22 protein-coding genes and 1 pseudogene are annotated in these 23,833 nt (G+C 66.5%); 10 read left to right on the forward strand and 13 right to left on the reverse strand.

Annotation, left to right across the window (positions count from 1 at the left end):
* The first annotated feature begins 421 nt into the window (after positions 1-421).
* Both ON39_RS38585 and ON39_RS51605 read left to right on the forward strand, forming a co-directional pair.
* Positions 422-898 carry a site-specific integrase gene (locus tag ON39_RS38585; RefSeq protein ID WP_246003078.1) on the forward strand — a complete coding sequence of 159 codons (477 nt, stop codon included), beginning with the start codon at positions 422-424 and terminating at the stop codon, positions 896-898.
* A gap of 127 nt (positions 899-1,025) precedes the next feature.
* Positions 1,026-1,274: pseudogene (locus tag ON39_RS51605) on the forward strand (MauE/DoxX family redox-associated membrane protein); the annotation flags it as partial.
* A 32-nt stretch (positions 1,275-1,306) separates the two neighbouring features.
* Here the strand turns inward: ON39_RS51605 and ON39_RS38590 are convergent.
* Entirely contained in the window at positions 1,307-2,764 is a 1,458-nt protein-coding gene (locus tag ON39_RS38590) for an MFS transporter (protein WP_211336413.1), read from the reverse strand.
* A 150-nt stretch (positions 2,765-2,914) separates the two neighbouring features.
* Here ON39_RS38590 and ON39_RS38595 point away from each other — a divergent pair, with 150 nt between their 5' ends.
* Together ON39_RS38595 and ON39_RS38600 are read left to right on the forward strand one after the other, a co-directional pair.
* Positions 2,915-3,481, forward strand: a complete 567-nt coding sequence (locus ON39_RS38595; protein ID WP_040741639.1) for a TetR/AcrR family transcriptional regulator — start codon at positions 2,915-2,917, stop codon at positions 3,479-3,481.
* A 437-nt stretch (positions 3,482-3,918) separates the two neighbouring features.
* Complete coding sequence (locus tag ON39_RS38600; protein ID WP_040741617.1) at positions 3,919-4,287, forward strand: hypothetical protein; 369 nt, start codon at positions 3,919-3,921, stop codon at positions 4,285-4,287.
* A gap of 74 nt (positions 4,288-4,361) precedes the next feature.
* Here ON39_RS38600 and ON39_RS38605 read toward each other — a convergent pair whose 3' ends face one another.
* From ON39_RS38605 to ON39_RS38615, 3 genes are all read right to left on the reverse strand, one after another.
* Entirely contained in the window at positions 4,362-5,237 is an 876-nt protein-coding gene (locus ON39_RS38605) for a TIGR03621 family F420-dependent LLM class oxidoreductase (RefSeq protein ID WP_040741619.1), read from the reverse strand.
* A 137-nt stretch (positions 5,238-5,374) separates the two neighbouring features.
* Positions 5,375-5,971 carry a phosphotransferase family protein gene (locus ON39_RS38610; RefSeq protein WP_246003076.1) on the reverse strand — a complete coding sequence of 199 codons (597 nt, stop codon included), beginning with the start codon at positions 5,969-5,971 and terminating at the stop codon, positions 5,375-5,377.
* A gap of 528 nt (positions 5,972-6,499) precedes the next feature.
* Entirely contained in the window at positions 6,500-7,192 is a 693-nt protein-coding gene (locus tag ON39_RS38615) for a hypothetical protein (RefSeq protein WP_146251265.1), read from the reverse strand.
* 437 nt (positions 7,193-7,629) lie between these two features.
* On the opposite strand from ON39_RS38615, the gene ON39_RS38620 reads away from it, so the two are divergent.
* On the forward strand, positions 7,630-8,022 hold the full coding sequence (locus ON39_RS38620) for an SRPBCC family protein (protein WP_051187654.1): 393 nt from the start codon (positions 7,630-7,632) through the stop codon (positions 8,020-8,022).
* 193 nt (positions 8,023-8,215) lie between these two features.
* Positions 8,216-9,763, forward strand: a complete 1,548-nt coding sequence (locus tag ON39_RS38625; protein ID WP_040741621.1) for an AMP-binding protein — start codon at positions 8,216-8,218, stop codon at positions 9,761-9,763.
* A 108-nt stretch (positions 9,764-9,871) separates the two neighbouring features.
* Here ON39_RS38625 and ON39_RS38630 read toward each other — a convergent pair whose 3' ends face one another.
* Entirely contained in the window at positions 9,872-10,561 is a 690-nt protein-coding gene (locus ON39_RS38630) for a cysteine hydrolase family protein (RefSeq protein ID WP_040741642.1), read from the reverse strand.
* Between the two features lie 151 nt (positions 10,562-10,712).
* Positions 10,713-11,774: a P-loop nucleotide/nucleoside kinase family protein gene (locus ON39_RS38635; RefSeq protein WP_040741622.1), complete on the reverse strand. Its 1,062-nt coding sequence runs from the start codon at positions 11,772-11,774 to the stop codon at positions 10,713-10,715.
* 449 nt (positions 11,775-12,223) lie between these two features.
* Here ON39_RS38635 and ON39_RS38640 point away from each other — a divergent pair, with 449 nt between their 5' ends.
* The gene (locus ON39_RS38640) at positions 12,224-13,588 is read left to right on the forward strand and encodes an MFS transporter (protein ID WP_211336412.1); all 1,365 of its coding nucleotides are present in this window, start codon (positions 12,224-12,226) and stop codon (positions 13,586-13,588) included.
* Positions 13,585-14,763 (forward strand): FAD-dependent monooxygenase, encoded by a 1,179-nt coding sequence (locus ON39_RS38645; protein ID WP_040741624.1) that lies wholly within the window; start codon positions 13,585-13,587, stop codon positions 14,761-14,763. Before ON39_RS38640 ends, ON39_RS38645 begins: the two co-directional genes overlap by 4 nt.
* Before the next feature lie 2 nt (positions 14,764-14,765).
* On the opposite strand, the gene ON39_RS38650 is transcribed toward ON39_RS38645, so the two are convergent.
* The 4 genes from ON39_RS38650 to ON39_RS38665 form a co-directional block, all read right to left on the reverse strand.
* Positions 14,766-15,440, reverse strand: coding sequence for a response regulator transcription factor (locus ON39_RS38650; protein WP_040741625.1), 675 nt, complete (start codon positions 15,438-15,440; stop codon positions 14,766-14,768).
* A complete protein-coding gene (locus ON39_RS38655) occupies positions 15,437-16,588 on the reverse strand; it encodes a sensor histidine kinase (RefSeq protein ID WP_211336411.1) in 1,152 nt (383 codons plus the stop codon). Before ON39_RS38655 ends, ON39_RS38650 begins: the two co-directional genes overlap by 4 nt.
* Positions 16,589-16,880: 292 nt before the next feature.
* A complete protein-coding gene (locus tag ON39_RS38660; protein WP_040741626.1) occupies positions 16,881-17,750 on the reverse strand; it encodes a 3-hydroxyacyl-CoA dehydrogenase family protein in 870 nt (289 codons plus the stop codon).
* 32 nt (positions 17,751-17,782) lie between these two features.
* Positions 17,783-18,523, reverse strand: a complete 741-nt coding sequence (locus ON39_RS38665) for an acetoacetate decarboxylase (RefSeq protein WP_040741628.1) — start codon at positions 18,521-18,523, stop codon at positions 17,783-17,785.
* Positions 18,524-18,619: 96 nt separating this feature from the next.
* On the opposite strand from ON39_RS38665, the gene ON39_RS38670 reads away from it, so the two are divergent.
* Complete coding sequence (locus ON39_RS38670; RefSeq protein WP_040741630.1) at positions 18,620-19,528, forward strand: LysR family transcriptional regulator; 909 nt, start codon at positions 18,620-18,622, stop codon at positions 19,526-19,528.
* A 5-nt stretch (positions 19,529-19,533) separates the two neighbouring features.
* Here ON39_RS38670 and ON39_RS38675 read toward each other — a convergent pair whose 3' ends face one another.
* Together ON39_RS38675 and ON39_RS38680 are read right to left on the reverse strand one after the other, a co-directional pair.
* Positions 19,534-19,950 carry a DoxX family protein gene (locus ON39_RS38675; protein WP_040741631.1) on the reverse strand — a complete coding sequence of 139 codons (417 nt, stop codon included), beginning with the start codon at positions 19,948-19,950 and terminating at the stop codon, positions 19,534-19,536.
* A 178-nt stretch (positions 19,951-20,128) separates the two neighbouring features.
* On the reverse strand, positions 20,129-21,109 hold the full coding sequence (locus ON39_RS38680; protein ID WP_051187657.1) for a LysR family transcriptional regulator: 981 nt from the start codon (positions 21,107-21,109) through the stop codon (positions 20,129-20,131).
* A gap of 205 nt (positions 21,110-21,314) precedes the next feature.
* Here ON39_RS38680 and ON39_RS38685 point away from each other — a divergent pair, with 205 nt between their 5' ends.
* Positions 21,315-22,556, forward strand: a complete 1,242-nt coding sequence (locus ON39_RS38685) for an MFS transporter (protein ID WP_040741633.1) — start codon at positions 21,315-21,317, stop codon at positions 22,554-22,556.
* A gap of 1 nt (position 22,557) precedes the next feature.
* Here the strand turns inward: ON39_RS38685 and ON39_RS38690 are convergent, their stop codons facing one another.
* A complete protein-coding gene (locus ON39_RS38690; RefSeq protein WP_040741634.1) occupies positions 22,558-22,908 on the reverse strand; it encodes a chitin binding peritrophin-A domain-containing protein in 351 nt (116 codons plus the stop codon).
* Positions 22,909-23,833: the final 925 nt, after the last annotated feature.

A 23,833-nucleotide genomic window follows, 5' to 3' on the forward strand; every position in this document is an offset into this window, starting at 1 on the left:
CGGTGATTAGAAGGAGACCGGGTGGCGGTGTGCAACCGCGAGACGAGCCAAGGCAGCGTTTGAAGGTCCATCTCTAGCCGGTGCCCCCTTCGCGGCGGCCGACCAGTGCCCGAAGGTGAGAGCCAGCGCGATGGGTGTTCGTGCCGATGCCCACTCGTGTCCGCTAGCGCCCACCCGCCACAACCTCCCCGTGCCCCGCACGGCCCGCGGGCCCTGGCGCGCCTTGAATGGGGAATTAACGGCTCTGGCTCGCTTTCGGTGGTGATGGTGCTGGCGAGGTCATGCCAGCAGGATCCGGTGCCGGAGTAGGTCGAATCCGGCTCGGCCAGACATTTGTCGTTTGATGAGTTAACAGTTACGCGGAATCTGGCCGGGGTGATCATCATGTCTCCCTGGTATGACCACGGACTCGGGAGGCGGATTGAGCGGGGCGATCGGGTTCACGGTGAAGTGGCCGGTGCTGGGCCGACACGAGCGAGCGGCGGCGTGGTTGGGGGTGTGGTCGGATCTGGGGCGGGCGCCGCGCACGCTCGATGCGTACGCGCGCGGGTTGTCGGAGTATCTGCTGATGTGCGAGCGCGAGCAGGTGGATCCGGTGACCGCGAACCGGGCGCATATCGCAATGTTCGTGCGGGAGTTGACATCTCGTCCGCATCACCGTGGCGCGAACGTGGTGTCGATCGATTCGGGTGCCGGACTGGCCAACGCCACGATTCAGCAGCGACTCGTTCCGGTACGGCTGTTGTACGACTATCTGACGGAAGAGGGTGTGCGGGAGTCGAATCCGGTTGGCCGGGGTCGGTATACGCCCGGCCACCGGGGCGGCAGCGGATCGTCGCGTGGTTTGGTGCCGCGGATGGCGGTCATCGCTGATTTACCGGTAATGGTCATTGGCTGAGTGGGGGTGCTGGGTTGGGCATGCCGCGGGCGGGTGTGCCATGGTGTGCGTGGTGTGAATCGTGTACGGGGTGCGGGTTGCACGGTTGGCGGTTGGAGTGGTCTTCGCGGTCGCGGCCTGGGCGAAGATGTCCGATCGTGAAGGTGTCCGAATGTCGTTGTCGGGCTTAGGTGTTCCGGAGCGGTGGGTCGGTCGGGCTGCGGTAGGGCTACCAATGGTCGAGGCCGCGGTCGCGATCACGGTACTCCTGCCCTGGACCGCTGTGTGGGGCGCGGTCGCGGCGGTCGGGTTGTTGCTGCTGTTCTCGGTCGCGGTGGCGCGGGTTCTGCGGCGCTGGCAGCACCTCGAATGTTCGTGTTTCGGCGCGTCCAGTATCGAGCCGGTGAGCTGGCGGACCTTGGTGCGTAATCAAGGGCTGTTCGTGAAGGCCGCGTTCGACGTGCTGCCCGTATCACGATCGGTGGAATGTCCTGGCGTTGCTGGGTTTTCGGCGGCCTTGGGCGTCGCCAGCCACAGGCCGGTGAACACGGCGGTGGCCAGGGTGATGGCACCGGCCGCGAGAAAGGCGCTGTCGAGGCCGACCTCGAAGGAGGCGCCGCCGGATTGCCGAGTGCGGACGATGGCTCCGAGCACCGCCACGCCGAGCACCGCACCGATCTGCCGGGTGGTGCTGCTGACACCGGAGGCGAGACCGCCTTCCTGCGGGCTGACCGCCTGGATGGCGGCTCCCGTCAGTGGGGACATGGTCAGGGCGAAGCCGATGCCGGCGAGGCCCAGCCGCCACCACACGTTCTCGTAGCCGGTGTCGGCGTGCACCATGCCGAGCGCCAGCAGGCCAAGGCCGGCCAGGGCCAGACCTGTGGTGACCACGATTCGGAAGCCGTACCGGGCGGCGAGCCGGCCCGCGTACGGGCTGAGGACCACCATGGCGAGGGATAGCGGCAGGGTCTGCAGGCCCGCGCGCAGGATCGAGCTGCCCTGGACGTAAACGAAGAACTGGGAGAAGAAGAACGACGAACCCATGAGCGCGAAGCCCACCACGACCATGGCGGTGTTGGACACGGTGAACAGGCGCCGCCGGAACAGCCCCAGCGGCAGCATCGGCGCGCCACGGCGCGCTTCGACGGCGACGAAGACTGCGAACAGGATCGCCGCGGCGGTGAAGCTGCCCAGGATCACCGGCGACGTCCAGCCGCGGGCACCACCCTCGATCAGCCCGTAGGTCAGCACCCCCATTCCCAGCACGGACAGCACCGTCCCCGGGATATCGATCGGTGGGGCGCTCGGATTGCGGGTCTCCTCGAGACTGCGCAGACCGACCACCAGCAACACCACACCGATGGGCACATTCACCAGAAATATTGCGGGCCAGCCGAAGACGTCCGTCAGCACGCCGCCCACCGCCGGGCCCGCGGCCAGGCCGAGTCCGCTGAACCCGGCCCACAGCCCAATCGCCTTGACGCGTTCTCCGGGCACAGGATAGGCGGCGGCGAGCAGAGCCAGCGAGGCCGGGCTCAACGCCGCGGCGCCGATACCCTGCAACACCCGGCCGGCGATCAGCCAGCCGAGCGTGGGCGCGAGGGTGCACAGCAGTGACGCTGCGGTGAACACCACCGCGCCGGTCAGATACATCCGCTTGCGGCCGAACCGGTCGGCGAAGATGCCACCGGACAGCAGCAGCATAGCGACCAGCAGCACATAGGCGTCGACGATCCATTGCAGGCCGGTCAACTCGGTGTGCAGCCGGCGTTGCATATCGGGCAGAGCCGCTCCGACGATCGTGTTGTCGAGCAGGACCATGAACTGGCCGAGGCAGGTCACCGCGAGTAGCACGGCCCGGCTCGAGCGACCAGGCAAGGGAGCCAAGGAGATTCCTCTCAATCGTCGAATGCGCCCGGCGAGCTGACGCGGGAAAGCGCGCCACCGGTCGAGCTAACGCAGTCAGCAACTGCGTTAGAGAACTATAGAGGCACGGGTTCGACAAACGCAACCCGTGGCTGCGTTAAGGTGAAGAATGTGAACGAGCGACAGCCAGTCAAACGGCCTGGTGGGCGCGCCGCCCGCACCGGCGCGGCGGTCCACCAAGCCGTCACCGACCTGATCAGCGAGCGCGGCTACGGCAACTTCACCGTCGGTGAGATCGCGGCCCGCGCAGGCGTAGCCGACAGCAGCATCTACCGGCGGTGGGGCGATCTGGAGACACTGCTCACCGAGGTGACTCTCACCCGTCTCAACGCGGTGTCACCGATGCCCGACACCGGGAGCCTGGACGGCGACCTGCGCGCTTACGCAGCCCAAGTGGCGCGCGAGATCACCGGCCCCGACGGCCCGGTGGTGCTGCATCTGGCCTTCGCCCTCTCCAGGAACGGCGGGAAAAGCCTAGAGGTTGCCGAGAGTCTTCGCGCCGACCGCACGCGGCAAGTGCAGTCGATGCTCGACCGCGCCCGCGACCGTGGTGAGCAGGCACTCGACGCAACCGACGTGCTGGATCACATACTGGCCCCGATGTACATCCGCGTCTTGTTCGGCATGGGCTCCTTCACGCCGGACTACCTCGACAAACTCGTCGATCGATTGCTGTGACACGGGTTCGCACGCCAGGCATCACATCTCGGAGACCAGACGCCGGTTCTGGTCGCGGTGGCGGGTGGCGGTGGACGTGGCGGTTCCGCGGTGGCGGTGGCGGTGGTGGTGGCGGTGATCAGTTCACGGGGTCCGGACGCAGATCGCCGGTAGACAGGGCAAATCGTCCGTGAGGCGTTGGTTCTCGGATCGATGCTCGTGTTCTCGACTCAGTGCTGGTCAGCGGGGGCAGAGCTTGCTCAGTCGCCACTCGACTCACTGAGACAAGGCGGGCATCCGGCCGGTGACCGAAGGCGGGCTGAAGTCACTGTGGATGGGTCCGCACTTCTTACGACTTAGAGGTGCCTCATCGACCTGGTAGTCGAAGCCGTTGCCGACGTCCTCGTCTTGTGACGGCCGGCATGTTTGCCGGGAAGTAGGGCGGGAATGTCGCGTGCATGAACGGACCAGGTGAACCCGACGAGGACATGCTCACCCCGATGGAGAGCCTCGACTCCGACGAGGTGCGTAACCGCGACGGAGACGAGGTGGTCGACCCGCCCGAGGACTGGACGGGCGCCGACCGCTTCGGAATGACGTCTCGGGAGCAACGCGAGGGTGAACCCTTGTCCGAGCGGCTCGAGCAGGAAGTGCCCGACGTGGGCGAGTCCCGGCCCGCCGAGGCGGACGAGGACACGGGCGTCGAGGGCCTGGACACGGTGCGGTCGGACACTCTCGGGCACGACATCGCCCCTACTCACCGGCACTCGAGTCAGATCGACGGCACGCCTGAGGATGGGGAGTCTTTCTACTCCGTGGAGGAGTGACGCGGGACTGATCGGGCAGCATCAGTGTGTTGCGCCGAAGTCTTTGCGGGAGAAGGGATTCGGCCCTGGTACCGCTACTTCAGGAGTTCGATTACGGGCGCGAAGGTTTCCAAGTCCGGTTCGAGCATCGTGAAGTAGGTGACCCCATAGCGGTCGCGACATTTCCGCACACTGTCGGCGATTTCCTGCGGCGTGCCGACCAAAACGCCTGGCGCGGTACGGATTCGGTCGTCGGTGAACCCGGGCTGGAACCGGCGTACCCGTTCGTTGAGAGTGTTCCGCTCAGCCGGGCCGGCCACCCCGTACACCAGTAGGTTCAGTTCCACCTGATCGCGGCGTTCGCCGAGCAAACCACGCACATAATCGGCGCGTTCGGCGAGTTCGTCCGGGGTCATGGCATTGGGCAGACCGCTCGGCGACGCCACACCACCGGGCAGGGCGATCACGTCGGCGTGCTGAGCGGCGATGCGTAGCAAGCGGTTTCCCGATCCGGCGATCATCAACGGTGGCCCCTGCGGTCGCGTGGGCGCCGGTTGATATTCGGGGTCCGCATACAGCTTACGCATGGTGAGCACGGTCTGCTCGAGGTGATCGACGCGAGCGCCCGGGCTGCCCATCGGTATCCCCGCCGCATCGAACTCCGCCTTCACGTACCCCGCACCCAACCCCAATTCCAGTCTGCCCATACTGAATTGGTCCAACGCGGCGACATCACGGGCCAGCAGCGTCGGATTGTAGAACGGTGTATTCAGCACGAAGGTGCCCAATGTGACCCGCTCGGTCACCTCCGCCGCCAGCGACAACGCCGGAAAAGGGGCCGTCAGCCCGAGATGATCCGGCACCGCCACCACGTCATACCCCAGCGCTTCCGCCCGCCGAACCTTGTCCACCCACGCATCCCGCGAGCCAGGTATTGCCAGCGTGATACCGAACCGAAACTCATGACCCATGATCTCGAACGTAGAACGCCCCACCCCCCGACGCAATCACCCACCCGGCCGAATAACTCCGCCGACTGGACGGTCGACGCATCACTGCCTCGAGGCACTGCACGGTGATATCCCGGTGCGAGAGCGTCTCATTTCCGTCAGCCTCGCGTCGCCTGGGCTTTGAGCACGTCGACCTCGCAGCCCGGCGCAGTCGGGTCGAAGCCGTGCTCGGCCAGCCAGCGAACGCCTCGCAGGCTTCGCAACGACCACCATGCGTGGATTACGTCGAGATCGACGTCGGTGCCGTAGCCTGCGACGACGTCGCCGAGGTGTTCCTGGTGTCCGAGGGTCAGGGTGGCGAGGTCGTACAGGGCGTCGCCCTGGGCTGCCTCGGACCAGTCGAGCACGCCGGTGATCTCGTCATCGGCGACGAACACGTGGGCGACTTGCAGGTCGCCGTGTGTGAACACCGGTGTCCATGGTCGCAGCGCGGCCTCGGCAATCCGCCGGTTGCGCATGACCAGCTCGGCGGGAAGGACGTCATTCGCGATCAGCCAATCGCATTCGCCGTCGAGCTCCGCCGCGATCGCGTCGAGGCTTCGGCCCGGCCACGGCGGCAGCGGCGCGTCGTGCAGTCGCCGGACGGCGGCACCCGCCGCAGCCCACGCGGCCGGCGGCGCGTCGACCGGGCACCGAGACGGCCGAGCGCCGTCCCGGGCAGGGCGGCGAGGGCGAGCACGGGCGGCTTGCGCCACAGGATGTTCGGAGTCGGGATCGGCGCCAAAACCATCGCCTCGACCTCGACGTCGGTGCGTGTCTGATCAGCGTCGACCTTCAGAAACACATCCCCCACACGCAGTGTCGCCCGCTCGCGATGGGCGACGACGACCTCGAGTTGTTCCACGTCGACCATTATGAGATGTCCTGCGCAGTATCGGTTTTCGTCTCACACCGAGATTGGTCGACACCGCAGGAGTCCAGCGTTGGTCAGCGGTGACAGATGAACTTGTGCCCGGTCACCCTCCGCGATCGGCGCAGCGCATCCAGACGTCCGCAACTCGTCGCGGAGGGCTCGAGCTACGCATACCCGCCTCACGTCCCCTGTACAGGTCGTCCGGCTGACCGACAGTTGACCACGAATCGTGTCGGCGCGCTCGATCGGCGGAAGGCGTTGTCCGCGAATGTTTGTGGCGTCGCTGATGAGTACCGGCGAGCGCCTCCCCGCGGTCGACTCGTCGCCGCGGGGCGGGCTGGTGCGGGCGGTTAGAAACGGCGCGCCGCGTTTACAAGAGGGCGAGGTCGAGGCTGGTAGATGCGTCGATGTCTTGTCCGAGCTCTACGTCAATATCGATGCCGGCGTCTATGGCGTCTTCCAGGTCCACGTTCAGGACCGATGCCATCTGCTTGTCCAGGTCTACTCCCGCCGCGACGCCGCCGGTGAGCAGTACATCACCTTCTTCGAGGCCGATGCCCAGCGCTTGACTCAGGGCGGTGGCAGCGCTTTGGGTCAGCTCTATGTTGTTCTCGTCGGAGAAACCGATGTTGACATACATCTGCTTGGCGCCAGGATCCTTGCGCAGACGGAGTGTGCTGGTGTCGACGTTGCCGAGTGCCAGTGCGTTTCCGTTGAGTTTGGCTTGGACATTGCCGGTGGTGATGTCGATGGCCAGGTTCGACAACTTGGCCGATTTAGCACCGGCTTTGAGTTCGATGCCACCTTTGAGTAGGACCGTGCCACCGGAGATCGCGTGGCCGTGGACAAGTAGTTTGCCGCCACCGACTTTCATCGAGACCAGGCCGGTCATTCCGAGGTCCGGGTTCAGCGCCAGGGTTGTCATGCCCGCCACGACCGGAACCGCCTCTCCACCAGACGCATTGGGCGCGGCGACGGCCGTTCCGGTCAGGGCGTGCACGAGATGAGTCGCGCCGACGGTGACAGCGGCGGCCAGAGCTGTCAATACCTTCATCGAACGCACCGAGCATCCTCCTAGAATTGATTGCGGATTGCGAGATTTCGCCGAGACCGTCGCTTCGGCCGAACCCGGTAAAGAGGGTGGTTCATACCGAAGCAACGGTGTTTCTCCGTGACACTAGATGACATCACCATTGAATTGACGGAAGTGCGCGTTCGACATGCGCGTGAAAACGCCGAGCGCAAGACGGTTCCGCCCGAAGAGTTCTGGCGGCTGAGACTATTCGCATGGCAGTCGGCCGCGACACCTCGCCCCTCTGGGCGACACCCGCCCAGCTGCACACGAAGTCGATGGCTACGAGGAGTCGACGCCGGACACGTACGGCACAGGCGCTGGGTGTCACGATCGGGAAGCGAGCGGTGTCTTAGGGTGAAATTCACTGTAGAGGGAGGGATCTGATATGGAAGCTATCGTCGTCGAGCGCACCATCGCTGCCCCCGTTGGAGGAGGTCTTCGGCTGGTGTGCCACCACAACGAACTACGAACGCACGGTGTGGGTACTGCGCGATGAGCTCACCCGTCCCGGCGATGGTGCGGCGTACGGGGTCGGCGCGATCCGGCGGCACACCTGGTTGATCGGCCGCTTCTATGAACGCATCACCCGCTATGACCCACCGCATTCGTTCGACTACATCGTCGACCGTAGTTTTCCTCCGATACCGCACAATGGTGCGACGATGACGTTCACGACGGCGCCCGAGGGCACACGGGTGGTCTGGACCAGCACCGTCGACGTCGGCCCCGTCATCGGCAGAGTCGCCAAAACCGTTGTCGGCCATGTGTTCGGGCGGATCCTCGACGCGTGCGCCAAGGATCTCGAGACGAAGCAGTAGATGTCATCGACGATCTCACGGACCACCGAGGGCCGATCACGGATAGTTCTCGATGTCAGCGGCGCCGGCCGACAACGCGCGGGCGTGTGACGAAAGGTGTTGCAAGGCGAGTGTTTGCGCGTAATGCGTTGCGGCGTAGGGGGTGTCGGTACTCGCCGACTCGGAGGTGAGTGATGGATGGCAGACTTCCCCTATGGTCGATACCACGCCGGAAGTTCCTACTCTCGTCTGTGGCGGACGCACGCGCGCTCAGCCCGAGGCTCTACTTCGAGCCGGTCGGCTCGGGTCCGCGATCCTGGAGGCGGGTATCGGCCGCGGGGACAAATGCATCATCATGGCGCGCAACGACATCGAGTTTCTGGAAGTCTCGGTCGGTATCGCGGCTACCGGCGGCAACCCGCTGCCGATCAATACGCGGTGGACGGCAAGGGAGGTCGCTCATGTGCTCGCCGACGCGAAGGTGCGGTTGATCTTCGCGCACACCGAGTTCGTCCCCGTGCTGGAGGCCGCTCGTGAACTCGCGGGCAGCGCGGCGGGCATCGTGGAGATCGCCATGTCCCCTGAACTGCTCGCCGAGGGCGGCTGGGATCCCGCACTGGCGGAGCCGACCGGTCGCCATGACCTGTTGGAGGACTGGATCGCCGCCCACCCGGAGCCGGTCGGGCACATCGAAGGGGCGATCGCCGAATCCATGGGCGTGATCTACACTTCCGGCACCACGGGTAAGCCCAAAGGTGTTGCGCGCGAACGCATGACACCGCACCAGCTGCTGAGCATCGCGGGCGCGACCGCACAGCGGATGGGCCTGGCTCCCGGCGTGCCGATGTTGGTCGCGGGACCGCTGTATCACACCTCCCCCAATGCCGTCGCCATTCTCGGGCTGCGCATGGGCGCCGACATCGTGATCATGCCGAAGTGGGACGCGCACAGGTTCTTACAGCTGGTCGACCACCATCGCATCCGGCAGGTCAAGATCGTGCCCACCATGGTCTCGCGAATTCTGAGCGTGCCCAACGACATTCGCGCGCGCTACGACCTGTCGAGTCTGACGCACGTGATTCACTCCGCCGCACCGTGCCCGCCCGCATTGAAAAGGGCGGCCATCGACCTGTTCGGCGATGCGCTGTGGGAGTTCTACGGGTGCAGCGAAGCGGGCACGATCACCTGGATCAGCGCCGCCGAATGGCTCGAACACCCCGGCAGCGTCGGCCGCGCCACGGACGGTTCGGCCGTGGTGATCGGCGACGAGCAGGGCAACCCGCTGCCCGCCGGCGAGATCGGCCGCGTCTATGTGCGCGGCGCCGATTATTGGCCGCGCTTCGAATATCTCAACCAGGGCGCGCCGCAGTCCCCGGTCGAAGGCATGCTGTGGGTCGGGGACCTCGGTTACCTCGACGAGGACGGATTCCTGTACCTGACCGGCCGCGACGCCGAGGTGGTGATTCGAGGCGGCGTGAACATCTACCCGGCCGAGATCGAGAATGTGATCGCCGCGCTCGACGGTGTCGAGGATGTAGCGGTGTTCGGTGTACCCGACACCGGCGACCTCGGCGAGATCGTGGCCGCGCACATTCTCCCGCGCCCCGGCGTGAACCTCACGGCGGATTCGGTCCGTAAGGCATTGTCCGGCGCACTCGCGCACGACAAAGTGCCCGCCGCCATCGAAATCGTCCAGTCCCTCCCCCGCGACGACAGCGGCAAGGTCTACAAGCAGCAGCTCCGGAGTCAGTACGAAAAATGACTCGGGCGTCGTGGCGAACGTCGCCGCGCAATTCGGTGCCGTAGCTCGACAATGTCGTCACAGCACGGATCTGGATCATGTCACATTGGGTTACGGCACTCGATTACGTCAACGTGGCGCGACTTCGATCGCCGTCTCGTCCCAGTATCCGGGGTCGCGGCCATAGTTGGGGGTACTGTACGCCCGATCCCAATTAGCCCCTTCGGCGAGAAGTTCACGCCACGGTGCGACTTCGACGTACAGGACGCGCATGGAATTGAGCGCGCCGTAATGGAGGTCGGGTCCGTCGGTGGATACCGCGTCCTCGGCGACGGCCACGTCGTAGTTTCGTTCCAACGCGGCCCGGACCGTCGCCTCGACGCACACATTGGTTTGTAAGCCGGCGACCAGGAGGCGGTGGACGCCGAGGCTTCGCAGGACGGGATCGAGCTCGGTGTAGGCGAAGAAGCTGTGACGAGTCTTGTCGAGAACGATATCCGTGGGCGCCGGTGCGACAGCGTCGATGAACTGCTTTCGCCATTCCCGTTGTGCCGCAGTCAATGTCGGCATTCGAGCGGCGCAGGACTGTTGGTGCCGTGCCGCACGAGGATTCGCGGCCAACCGGCCGGCCGGACTCGTGACCGCACGCGAGTACACGATCGGAATATCGGCGGCCCGGGCGGCCGACAGCAGCTCGGCGCACTCCGCGACGACCTCTTCCAATCGCCAGATCGGTGGCCAGCCGAGGGCATCGCGCACATGATCGTCGGCGATGTAGCCGTTCTGAACGTCGATCATCAATACCGCCAGCTCAGCCACCGTGCATTCTCCTTGTCCGCTCAGCACTGGAATAGAGCTGTATCGATGATCCGTCCAGGGACGCGGTCTACGTGCAGGATTCACGTCGAATGGAGCTTCGACCCGCCTGCCCCTCGCGGACCGCCCCCACGGTCCGAGAGGATGGAACCGCTCAATTAGGGACTACCAGATCAACTACGGAGCGGGCGGTTTCGCGAAGGCCGCTGTCCAGGACGCTGGACTGATAGTTGTCCCACTCGGCGAGTTTCGCCGCGTCACGAGCTTCGCCTCGTGCGACCATCCGCGAGCGGATCTCGGCCGCCGAAGAGTCCATCCACACGGTCATCACCGGCGTCGATACCCGAATTCCCGCCAGCCTCCGCAGGTAGTCGCTCAACGGCATGTTCGCTTGGGCAGCTTGTTGAATGACAGATAGGAACGGCGCATCCAGGACGATCGAGTGCTTACGCGCGATGGTGAACCCGACGCCCACCATACCCTCGTAGATACCTGGCGAAACAAGAGTCTTGTAGTCTTCGCTGTCACGATCGAAAGGCTCCCCCACTAGGCGCGTCATCACGGTTTGCTCGAGTGTCGGCGCGAAGTTGTCCTTATCCAGAACGCTGACGTCCGCGATGGACGCGACGAACCGTGCCGCGACCGACTTCCCCGAGGCAGGGAACCCGCAGATCGCCAAAACACAGCAGCTGTCGAGCTTTCTTGCACTTTCCCGCAGTAGTGCCTTAGCCGCCGTCGACATCTCGGCAGCCTCCGGCGGAATCGGATCTCGCCACCATGTCAGGAACTCACGAATACGGGCGACGGTCACATCTCCACTGTTGGGCAATGAGTACAGGCATTCTTCCGGCGTAGCCGCGAGCTGCTCGACTGTGGTGAACCCGGCACGCATCAGCATGTTGAACTCACGCGTAGTCCCGGTGAGGCGCTGGAATTCGGTCTTCATTCGCTGCAGCGGCGTGGCTCCATCTAGGCCGGACTGCAGCCCCCAGCCGTCGACGACCGAATCGGCGAGCAGGCGGCGGCATTCCGCTGCGACCCCGCAACTGCCGAGCACGTGAAGTTTTCGCTCGCCAGGGACCGGGAAGAACGCAACCCCGCCCTCGCCCGGAATCCAGCAAGTGCGATGCAACAGGCCTGGGTCCGCCTCGAACTGCCCCAGCACGTCGGACAAGATGTCAAGGCCGATCCATCGCCGATCGAGGTCACTCGTCACGAGATCTAGTTCACCACACCAGCACCCACGCCGGATATCGAACGATATAAAGCTTCCGACCGGTATGTCTTGCGTTTGTTATGCCGTTGCTGCGCCTCGTGTGCGGAAAAGTTGACTTCCCAATCAACGGTGGCACGTGCGCTTGTCGGCGAATCGTGTCGTCATGCAGCGCATTACGCCCAGGCATACAGCAAGTGGTAGGTGCGCGCAAAGCCCCTGCCGTATTCGTTGTCGACAGTCGCGTGGATGGCTCTCCCTTTGTCGCCTGACCAGACCGACTGACAACTAGTGCGTGGGCACTACGACGCGTGCGGGGCTGGTCCGGCAGCACCAGGAGAAGCCGGTGAACCAGGACGATGCCCGATGGCGCACCGAAGAGAAGTGTTGGGGGTGAGCGCGATTCGCGCATTCGGAATGCTCACGAGGAAAGGTCTTCTATGCACCACGCCGTGGTTTCTCCGGTCCGCATGGGCAAACTGTCGATCGGTGCGCTCGGTATTTTGGCACTCGCCCTCGGCACGTTGCAGTCGGTGGTGGAGCCCGCGCTCCCGCTGCTGCAACGCGAGCTGGGGGTCAGTCCCGCCGAAGGGGCGCTGGTCGGCAATACCTTGCTCATCACCGGCGCGGTGCTCACCCCTGTCGTGGGCAAACTCGGGGACCGTTATGGCGGGAAGCGAATGCTGGTCTGGCTGATGGCGGTGGTGTCCGCCGGTGGTTTGCTGGCCGGACTCGCGCCGAATCTGCCGGTCTTGTTGCTCGGACAGGTATTGCAAGGCGCGATGGTGGGTGCGCTGCCGCTGTCCTTCATTCTGGTGCGCAAACATCTCACGACGGGCGAGTCGCAGGCGGCGGTCGGGCTGGTCGTCGCGCTGTTCACGGGCGGCGGAATGGTGGGCACGGCGATAGCGGGGCCGATCGCCGACGCACTGTCCTGGAATTGGATGTTCGCGCTGCCGACCGTCGCGATCGCCGCGACGACGCCGGCGGTGCTCCGGCTGCTGCCCCACGATCCGCCGATCCGGTCGGACGACGGAATCGACTGGCCCGGAGTCATTTTGCTGAGCGGCACGCTGCTCGCGCTCATGCTCGGGCTCGTCACGGTGACGAACGGGGACCTGTCGCCGCTCGCGTCAGGCGCGATCGCGGTGCTCGTGGCCGTCCTCGCGAGCGGATGGGTCGCCGTCGAGCGCCGGGCGGAGTCGCCGATGGTCGATCTGCGAATGCTGGCCCGGCCCGCGATGCGGAACGCGTTCGCGCTCACCTTCATCATCACCACCAGTTTCGGGATGGTGGTGTTTCTGCTGCCGCAGCTGTTCGCGGCCGACGGGTTCGGCTTCGCGGCCGACACCACCGATATCGGGCTGTTCCTCCTGCCGGGCGCCGTCGTCGGGGCGTTGAGCGACTCGGTCGGCGGGGTCGCGGCGCGGCGTTTCGGGCCGCGTGCGGTGGTCATCGTGGGCGCCGTCGTCACATCGGTCACGATGATCGGCCTCGCGTCGCTGCACACGCAGGCCTGGCAGCTCGTTCTCGCAAAGGTGCTGACCGCGTTCGCCGCGGGCCTCGGGACCACGGCGCTGCTCGCGGGCACCGTCACCGCGGTCGCGGCCGAGGACACCGGCATTGCGACGAGTCTGCTCGTGGTGACCCGCGTCGTCGGCGTCGCCCTCGGCGCTCAGATCGGCGGCGCGATCCTCGCCGCGGGGGGCGACCCGACGACGGAACCAGCCTTCGTCGCCGGTTTCGCCATCGCCGGGCTCGTCGCCGCGTTGTCGCTGCTCATCGTCCGTATCACGAAGAAAGGAATGCAGGCATGACCCCTGTCAGTCTGTCGAAGAACAAGCGTGCGGTGTTGATCTCCGGGGCCGGTATCGCCGGACCCGCGCTCGCCTACTGGCTGTGCCGGGCCGGATTCGCGGTCACCATCGTGGAGAAGGCGGGTGCGCTGCGCGCCGGCGGCTACCCGATCGACATTCGCGGCACCGCGGTGGAGGTGGTCCGGCGAATGGGGATACTGCCGCGATTGCGCGAGGCCCACATCGCCTCGCGCCGCTTCACCTTCCTCGACGCCGACGGCGGCACGGTGGCCTCGATCGAACCGCGCGCGATTACCGGGGGCGCCGAGGACCTCGAGGTGCGCCGGGGCGATCTGTCCGCGAGCCTCTACGCACTGATTCGCGACGACGTGGAATTCCTGTTCGACGACGCCATCGACACCCTCGATCACTTCGAACAAGGAATCGACGTCACTTTCCGCAGCGGGCGGCACCGCACGTTCGACCTGGTTGTCGGCGCCGACGGTATGCACTCACAAACCCGCGAGTCACTGTTCGGCCCCGAGTCGCAGTTCCACCGCTACCTCGGCTACTGCTTCGCCATCTTCACCATGCCGAATACGCTCGGGCTCTCCCACGAGCTCGTGTTGTGGAACACTCCGGGAAAAGCCGCGGCCCTCTACGCCGTCGGGAACGGCGACGAACTGCACGCATTCCTCAACTTTCACCAGCCGCAGCCGCCTTTCGACCGGAGTCCGGAAACCCAGCGAGATCTGGTCGCCACGGTCTTCGCAGACGCGGGATGGGAGGTGCCGAGCATGGTCGAGGCCATGCGCGACGCGGACGACGTGTTCTTCGACACGGCCGGTCAGATCCGCATGTCGCACTGGTCCCGCGGCCGCGTCGCGCTCGTCGGGGACGCCGCCTACGCACCCTCTTTCCTCACCGGACAGGGCTCGAGCCTCGCGCTGGCCGGGTCCTACGTACTCGCCAACGCACTGGTCACGAACCCGGACCACAGCGCGGCCTTCACCGCGTACGACCGCGATCTTCGCGAGTTCGTCGGCATGAATCAGGCCTTGGTCGACAACGGCGCGGCCAGACTCTTTCCCACGACGGCACAGGCACTGGCGCAACGCAACGCCATGCTGCGTGGCCTCGCCGCCATGCCCGCCGAGCCGGCGAATCCGGCCCACTCGGCGCTGGTCCTGCCCTAGCCCTACGACCCCTCGGGGGCGACGTTCGCCAGCCCTGTCCGATAGGCGATGACGACGAGTTGCGCCCGATCGCGAGCCGCCAATTTTGTCATGGCCCGCTGCACGTGAGCGCGAACGGTGAAGGGGCTGAGGAACATTCGCTCGGCGATCTCCTGATTGGACAGGCCGGTCGCGACCAGGGCCACCATCTCGCGTTCGCGCGGGGTGAGCGCGGCGAGCTGTTCGCGATGCGGCGAGGAGTGATCGGGCGTGGCCAGGAAACGGGCGACCAGGGAGCGGGTCGCGGCCGGCGACAGGAGGGTGTCGCCGGCCGCGATCGTCCGCACGGCGTTCAGCAGGTCGTCCGCGCCGATGCCCTTGCCGATGAAGCCGCTGGCCCCCGCGCGCAGCGCCCGCGCGACGTACTCGTCGGTCTCGTACGTGGTGAGAATCAGGATGCGGCTGTCACGGAGCTCAGGGTCCGCGCAGATCTCCGACGTGGCGGTGAGACCGTCGACCTCGGGCATACGGATATCCATGATCACCACGTCGGGGCGCAGCTCGCGGGCGAGTCGCACGGCCTCTTTACCGTCGGCGGCCTCGCCGACCACGGTGATGTCGTCGGCGGTGTCGAGCAGCAGGCGAAAGGCGCCGCGTAGTAGGGCCTGGTCGTCGGCGAGCAACACACGGAGGGTCACGAGGCATCCACTGTATTCGGCACTCCGCCAGCCACTTTCGTGGCCTTGGCGGGTAGCTGGGTCGAGACCTGGAAGCCGCCCTCCGGCCGCCTGCCCGCGGCGAGGTGTCCGCCGACCGCGGTGGCGCGTTCGCGCATCCCGATCAGGCCGTAACCGGGCGCAGGCTCCGTGGTGGCGCCCGTTCCGTCATCGGCGACGGTGATGGTCACGCGATCGCAACGCCAGGCGAGGCGGACCCGAGCATTACCGGTACCGGCGTGCTTGGTCACGTTGGTCAGGGCTTCCTGGATGATGCGGTAGGCGGTGAGGTCGACTCCCGGCGGCAACGGCCTGGCCGTGCCCTCGTGATCCACCGCTACCTCCAGACCCGCGCGACGGAACGACTCGACCAGCACGGGCAGCCTGGCCAGGCCGGGCGCCGGTTCGTCGGACCCGGCGTCCCCGGACTGACGCAGCAGACCGACCGTGGCCCGCAGTCCGTCGAGCGCGTCACCGGTCGTCTCGATGAGCTCGTCGAGGCTCTTACGGGTCTGCTCGGGGCGGGTGTCGAAGAGGTGGGCGGCGACCGTGGCCTGCGCGTTGGCCAGGGTGATCTGGTGGGCGACGAGATCGTGCAACTCCCGGGCGATCCGCAGCCGTTCCTCGGCCACGCGCCTGCGCACCTCACCGTCGCGGCTCTGCTCGGCCCGCACGGCCCGCTCCTCCACGGCCGCCAGGTAGGCCCGCCGGTCCTGCACCGAGTGGCCGACTACGCCCGCCATCAGCGGAAATGCCGCCACCGCAGCAATTCTGCTCGCGTCCTGCCACGAGAGGGCGCCCAGCAACGGCGTGGACGCGACCAGCAGCGCGACCGAGGTGAGCACCACCGCGCTCGCCGCTCGTCGTCCGGTGCGCGCGGTGAGCGAGTACGCGGCGATCACCGCCGGGGCCACGATGAGCGGGCTGAGCAGCAGGCCGAGGAACGGAACCAGCACGCCCGCCGCCGTCGTCGCGGCCATGGTCGCCAGGGGCGCCCGATGCCGAAGCGGCAGCACGGCGCAGGACACCACGGCGATCGAGTAGGCGGCCGCGGGCGGCGGCGACAGGGTACCGTCCATCCGCACCACGCCGCCGAGCAGGCAGAACGCGAACGCCATCGCCACGATCATGCCCTCCCTTTGCCATGCGGGAGGCAGGCGCGGAACGCCTTTCATGGTCGGCACGGCTCGAACAGAGGTGGCGCGCCACGTCCGTCGATCGAAAGCTGCATGGTCTCAACCCTATCCACGGATCCGTCCGACCGCCGGAACCGCTGACCGCCGTGACGTGTGCCCGGAGAAAGGCACCCGCGCCGAAAACCGGTGTCCGGTCGATCCCATACAACCGCGAAACGCGCGTCAACGCACCCCCAGCGTGGGTACGTTGACGCGCTTTCTCCAGGAACGGGGCGATCGATCCGAATCAGGGTTTCGGATAGTCGTCGTAGAATCCGGCACCGGACTTCACGCCCAGCCTGCCCTGGGAGATGTACTCACCCAACAACTTCCGCGGCCCCTCGGGCAGGTTCGGGTTCTCGGCCGCGTAGTGCTCCTCGATATCGAGGACGACGTCCAAACCGACCTTGTCCATGAGCCGGAACGGCCCGCCGGACGCGCCGGTGTTCACCTGGAACATGCCGTCGACATCCTGGGGCGTCGACACGCCCTCGGCGACGACCTCCAGGGCTTCGCGCTTGATGGCCGCCCAGATCCGATTGAAGATGAAACCGGTGCTCTCCCTGCGGACTTCGAAGGGATGCACGCCGAACCTCGGCAATGTCTCGAGCATGAAATCGAGGACCGCGCGATCGGTCCGGCCGCTGGACATGACGTCGACGGCGTTCTGCTCGGGCGGCATGTAGAAGTGGGTATTGAGCACGCGTTCGGGGTGGGCGACGTGGTCGAGGAACAGGCGGCTGGCGTAGGACGAGGAGTTGCTGGCCAGGATGGCGTCGGGCTCGGCCAGCTCGTCGAGTTGTCCGAAGACCTGCTTCTTCAGCTCCAGCTTCTCCGGCACCGCCTCGACCACGAGCCACGCTCCGGCGAGTGCTTCGCCGAGATCTCCTGTGCCGCTAAAGTTTCCGGCGTTCGCGTCGGCGCGGCTCGCGACGACCCCGGGCAAGGTCTGTTCGATGTAGCGCTCCGCGGCGGCCCGGACGCCGGCGTCGGGATCATAGACGCGAACGTCGACGCCTCCGCTGGCGAGCATCACGGCGATGCGTCGGCCGAGCGTGCCCGCGCCCACGACTACGGCGGGACGAGAGGCATAGTCGGCGGGAATCTGAAATGCCATGCGGGAAACCTCTTTTCGATGAAACCGGACGCTCAGGCGCCGGTGTAGTAGTTGTGCACCGGCTCGAAGAGTTGCAGCTGCAGATCGGTGACGATGTGCTGCCCCTCGATCACCTCGAGCACGGGCAGATCGGCCAGCGGGGCCATCACATGCGGGAACAGTCCGAGCCGCGCCGGACCCCGCCACGCCTGTTTGACCGCGATGTCGGTGATCTGGGTGCGCACCAGATCGATGGAGTGCACGGCGCCGTTGTGCCCGGGGATGGTCTTCACCGCGTAGGTCGGTGCCGCGATGGTGTTCCTGGCTTCGTCGAGGTCCATGGGTTGCCACTTGTAGCCCATGGTCGCGGTCGCGACGCGCTGCGAGCCGTAGTCGAGCGTGCCGACCAGCGCACCCTGTTCGGTGAACAGCCGCGGCGTGCCCATGGACTTCGGCCACGCCCCGGCCTCCCGGCCGCTGACGGTGGCGCCGATATTGTCCAAATACATCGACACCAGGTATTCGCCGCGCTCGCCCTGGTAGGAGACCTCGACCACCTGCCCGCTCTCGGTGTAGGGGCCGAATCCCGCGACGTCACCCATGTGCATCACTTCGAATCGGACGACGGGTTCGACCAGCTCGAGCGGCTCGGGCACGATGGCACGCAGCAATTCGGGATCGGTCCGGTAGAGCACGTTGAAGTACTCGCGGTCGTAGAACCGCGCTCCCCGCAGCGGGTAAGCCGGCGCGGTGAGCGGTGCGATCGGCTGTTTCACGACGTCCTCGGCACGCATGGCGCTGTCCTTTCGATTCGCTTCGAAGTCCAGCTTCGTCCCGGCAACTCATTCAGTCCAATATCAATAACTGGGCCGATTGATATGGTTTCTCATATGGATCTCACGCAACGTCTGCTCGAGCAGTACGTGGCGGTGGCGGAGGAACAGCATTTCGGCCGGGCGGCCCGACGGCTGTCGATGAGCCAGCCGCCGCTCTCGCAGGCGATCGCCCGGCTGGAACGGGGCTTGGGCGTCACGCTGCTGGAACGCGGGACCCGCAGCGTGCGGCTCACCCCGGCCGGCGCGGCGTTCGCACGCGACGCCACCCGTCTGCTCGCCGCACAGCAGGCCGCGATCGACCGCGCTCGCCGCATCGGCCACGGCCTCTCCGGCGAATTACGGGTCGGCACAGTGACTTTGCTGGACTACCGCTATGTGCCCGCCGTTTTGCGCGCCGCGGCCGAGGACCTGCCCGGCATTCACCTTCGCCTGCACCAGGATCCGTCGGCGGCGACGCTGGTCGACATGGTGCGCGCGGACGCTCTCGACCTCGCGTTCGCGCGCTCGCCGGTCACCGAGGCCGACGATCTGACCGTCGAGATCGTGGCGACGGACCGGCTGGTCGCGGCACTCCCCCGCACCCACCGATGGGCGGGCCGAGCATCGATCGAGCTCGCGGAGCTGCGTTCGGAGAACTTCGTGCTGCCGAGCGCGGCGGCACCGGAGCTGGCACAGCAGGTCCAATTGGCCTGTCGGGAGGCCGGTTTCACCCCGCGCGACTACGCCAGCGCCGACGCCACGGTCGGCCTGCTCACGTACGTGGCCGCCGGCCTTTGCGTCAGCTTGGTTCCGGAGATGCCGTTCCCCGAGGTGAAATTCGTTCCGCTGCACAACCCTTCGACCTTCGCCGAGATCCCCTTGGTGTCGGTGCACCGCAATGACGCCGATATCTCCGTGCGCAGGCTGATCGAGGTGGTGCGAACAGTCCGTCCGCCCGAAGCCGGACGTCGGGAAGACTCGTGACGCCGCTACGACCACTGGCCGGGCCGGAATACGTCCATCCACTCGGCGGGCCAGGTGGCGAGGACGACTATCACCATGATCACCAGATGGATCGGCGCGGCGAAGCTTTCCTTGGGGCCGTGATGGTTGATGATGTGCGTGACTACGGCGCCGGTCAGGACGAGGATCAGCACGGCGGCGCCGAGGAACCGGGGCTCGTGGTACGGAAGCACCAGTAGCAGCGCGCAGACGCCTTCGACGGCGCCGACGACGAATCGGAACCAGGCCGGCCAACCCCAGTCGGCGAACTTGATCGAGTACGCGGGCCCGAAAAACGTTGGGCCGGGCCAGAATTTGGTCACCGCCCCCATCATGAACTCGAAGGCGAGGAACCAGAGGAAGCCGGTCGCGACCCATCCGGGCCAGGTGTGCGCAATTGCCATACCGCCGTGACCATCCGCGCGGGCGAAATGTGACGCTCCCGCCCGCCCAGCGCGCGGGCCTCGTCCGCGCCTTCATCAGGCGCTCGGGGGCAGGTGACAGCTCGCCGGCGAAAAGATGCGCGCCAACGCAGAGATTCACCGACCCGCGCCCGGATTGGCGGCAATCCACTCGACGTCATCACCCGAAGATCGGCCGGTCGATCTCCGGAATCCAGCAGTCGGTCGCGATATCCCCGTTGTAGTTGGCGCGAAAATGCGCGAGGAACGGCGGCAGGGCGGGGTGCGTGTTGGCGGGTTGCCACAGCAAGGCATGGGGGTACGCGGGGGTGGGGTCGACGATGGGCAGCCTGCGAATATTGGGGTTCCACGGCGCGAGGAAACCGTCGCCGCTGAAGGTCGCCAGCGAGTCGGAGGCCGCGATACGGTCCAGCACGAGATCGAAGGCCGCCGAGGACTTTTCGCTGAAGGCCGGTTTCATACCGGCGCCCGGGTCCGGATCGGTGCGGATCGTGATCCCGCTGAATTCGCTGAATTCCCGATAGTAGTCGGCCCATTCCGAGGGCACCGAAGCGCCGGGAACCCACACCGGGTAGGGCACGATATCGGCCGGCGTCACGGCCGAGCGGCCCGCCAAGGGATGATCCTTGCCGACCAGCATGTGCAAAGGCTCCAAATACGCCGGGAGAGCGCGGATTCCGGACGGCAGGGGCCGCGGCCCACCGTTCGGCCGGGCGAACGCGCCGTCGGCGCGCCCGCTCACCAAGGCGTCGCGAGAGGTGACGAACGCGTTGGACACCACGATCTCGACGTTCGACGCGGGGTGGCGATCCAGGTAGTACCGGATCGACCGCGAGGCCGCCTGCCGCTCACCGAGCACCGCGATGCGCAGCGGCCGCAGCTCCGGCCGCACCGAGGCGACCGTCTCGTCGGCGGCCACCAGTAGCGATCTGGCGAACGGCAGCATCCGCGACCCTTCGGCGGTCGGCTTGCCCGCACGTCCCCGATCGAACAGCCGCACCCCGAGTTGGCTCTCCAACTTGGCGATTCGCTTGGACACCGCCTGCTGCGTGATACCCAGCATCGTCGCCGCATGGCTGAACTGCCCCTCGTCGACGACGGTCACGAACGCGCGCACCGCCGCCAGATCGAGATCCGCCACGACACCTCCCTCCACACCGATCGGTTGCGCATCGTAACCCGATCGAAAAGCCGACTCCCCGCATGTCATCAGCCGATTTCCGCGACACGTCCGCCGACGTGGCAGCACAACGTCTGGTTGTACGCGCCGCACAGAAGGTTGTTTGACCGCGCCGCCGCTTCCCCGCTTCGATTCGACGGTCAGATCGGACGGAACGAGAGACGGCATGGAGCGAAGGAGGCCGCTGGGGCGGCAATTCGAGGCGTTGTGGGCGGCGTACGCGGTCAGCGCACTCGGCACCTGGCTGGCGTTCGACGCGTTCGCGTTGCTCGCGATCCAGGTCCTGGATGCCGGACCGCGCGCGGTGTCGGGCCTGACGGCCGCCGGGCTCGCGGTCGCGGCTGCGGTGGCGCTGCCGGTCGGCCCCTGGGTGGAGTTCCACCGCAAGCGGCCGGTCATGATCGCGATGGACCTGCTGCGGTGCGCGATGCTGCTGAGCGTGCCCGCCGCGTACGCCGTCGGCGCGCTCACCTATGCGCAGTTGCTCGCCGTGGTCATCGTTGTCGGTGCGGCCGACATCACCTTCGGGGCGGCGAGCGGCGCAACGCTGAAAGCCATTGTGCGCAAGGAAGATCTACTGCTCGCCAACGGGCGGTTCGAGTCGACCAACTGGACCGTCAGCATGCTCGGCCCGCCGCTGGGCGGGGCGGCCGTCGGGCTGTTCGGCCCCGTGGTGACGGTGCTGGCCAACGCGGTCAGCTTCCTGCTCTCCGCCGTCGGCATCCGCGCCATGGGCAGGCACGAAGCGCCGCCGGCCCGCCCCGACGGGCATCGACCACGGCTCGCCGAGCTGTTCGAAGGCTGGCGTCACATCCTGACCCACCCCGTGCTGCGCCCGCTGTTCTGTCATGTGCTGCTCGCCAACGGGCTGGTCATGGCGACCATGCCGCTCATGGCGGTCCGCATGCTCGGGCAGCTCGGATTCGCGCCGTGGCAGTACGGGCTCGCCTTCGCCGCGCCCTGTGTCGGCGGCCTGCTCGGCGCGCGGCTGGTCCGCCCGCTCGTCGCACGCTTCGGCCAACACTCGATCATGCTCGCCGCCGGGGTGTCACGCGCGCCGTGGCTGATCGGGCTGGCGTTCGTCGGGCCGGGAACGGCGGGCCTCGCGCTCGTCATCGCGGTCGAGCTGGGGTTGATCACATGCAGCGCCGTGTTCAGTCCGGTGTCGGCGACCATCAGGCTCCAGCAGATCCCCACCGAGCTGGTCGCGCGCACGCTGACCGCGTGGTCGATCGGCACCAAGTTGAGCATCGCCGGCATGACCGCGCTGTGGGGACTGTTGGCCGGCTTCACCGGTTCACAGGTCGCGCTCGTCGTCGCCGGCCTGCTCATGCTGGCGACTCCGCTGGCGCTGCCGCGCCGCGAACACGCGTCGGCCGAACCCGACTTCGCCTACGACACATCGTAACTCAGCGGCGCGCCACGCACGCCAGACGTTCGTCGTCGTACCACGCGCCGTCCGCGCAGCGGAATTCATACGTGGCCATGCGACGGCGGGAATTCATGCACCGATAGAAGACGGCGTGGTCATGCGGGTCGGCGTAGTGGCCCTCGCTCTTGGTCCGGCAAAAGTCCGAGCGCGACTCGATCGGGATGACGGCGTACTGCCGCGCGGCGACGTCACGGCCGGCTCGCTCGGGTACGTCCACGGCGGCCAGGGTGCAGAGGGTCAGCGCCGCCACTCCCAGGGACGGCAGCATCGCGATCACCGCGCCGGTGGCGAGGACGCCGGTGCGGTGCACCAGGCTGTTCGACTTCATGAACGGGGGTTCCCTGTCTGCCCGAGAAGGGGCGTCGGCGGGTTGGTGCTCCCCTGTATTCGGTCCCAGGACGCCGTCGGATCGGTCTCGCCCGGCGAGACGATCCCGGACCGCCGTGACCTCCCGTTATCCAGACGCTGGGGGCAGGTCACTGTTCGCGAACCGGACCAAAACCGCACTTCGACAGCGAATGTCACGCCGAAACGCCGAAAATTTCTGTGACCTGCGGCACATCTGGTTTAGGAGCAAACTCCCTGCATAGATAACGGTTTGGCAACTACTACCGAGGCGATCTCAAACCTCCAGCACCATTCATTCACGACCGGTTCATCTTGCGTTTACCTAGCGTGACCATTCTGCGATCAGGTCAAAAAACGACCTGGAGTTTGGTAACACCGAGGAGTACTCACCCACATTCGGAAAACGACCGCAATGGCAGGCAGTATGCCAGCCTCGGTCGGCGGAACGGGATCCGGCAATGGACCCGCTAACCCTGACCTCCGCCGAATGGGCGCGCCGAGAGGCCGCTTTCCCTCCGCATCGAGATGCGGAGTCCCGCGCGACATCGCGGCCGAGCTCGCAGTTGAGCGACCCGGCACCGCGGCGCTGAGCAGTCGCGTTCCGGGGACCTGAGCGTCCCCCACAACAAAACCCCACAACAGCACATCGGCTCGTACCGGCGAGCGCCTACCCGCGCACGCCCAGGATCCGTGCTGCTCGCTCGCGCCCGGATCGCACCCAGTCCCCGACGAAGGAACCGATTCCGAAATGCCTGACCGACGCTTTTCCGCTCTCCGCCGCTCGACCCTACGCGAGGGCGTTACCTTCGCCATCGCCGCCGCCGGCGTCGTGGCCGTCGCCGCTTCCTCCGCGGTGTCGGTGGCCGACGACAGCGTCCCGTCGCGTATCGCCATGGTCTCCGAGC

It is taken from the genome of Nocardia tenerifensis NBRC 101015, assembly GCF_000308715.1.
Taxonomy (GTDB): Bacteria; Actinomycetota; Actinomycetes; order Mycobacteriales; family Mycobacteriaceae; genus Nocardia; species Nocardia tenerifensis.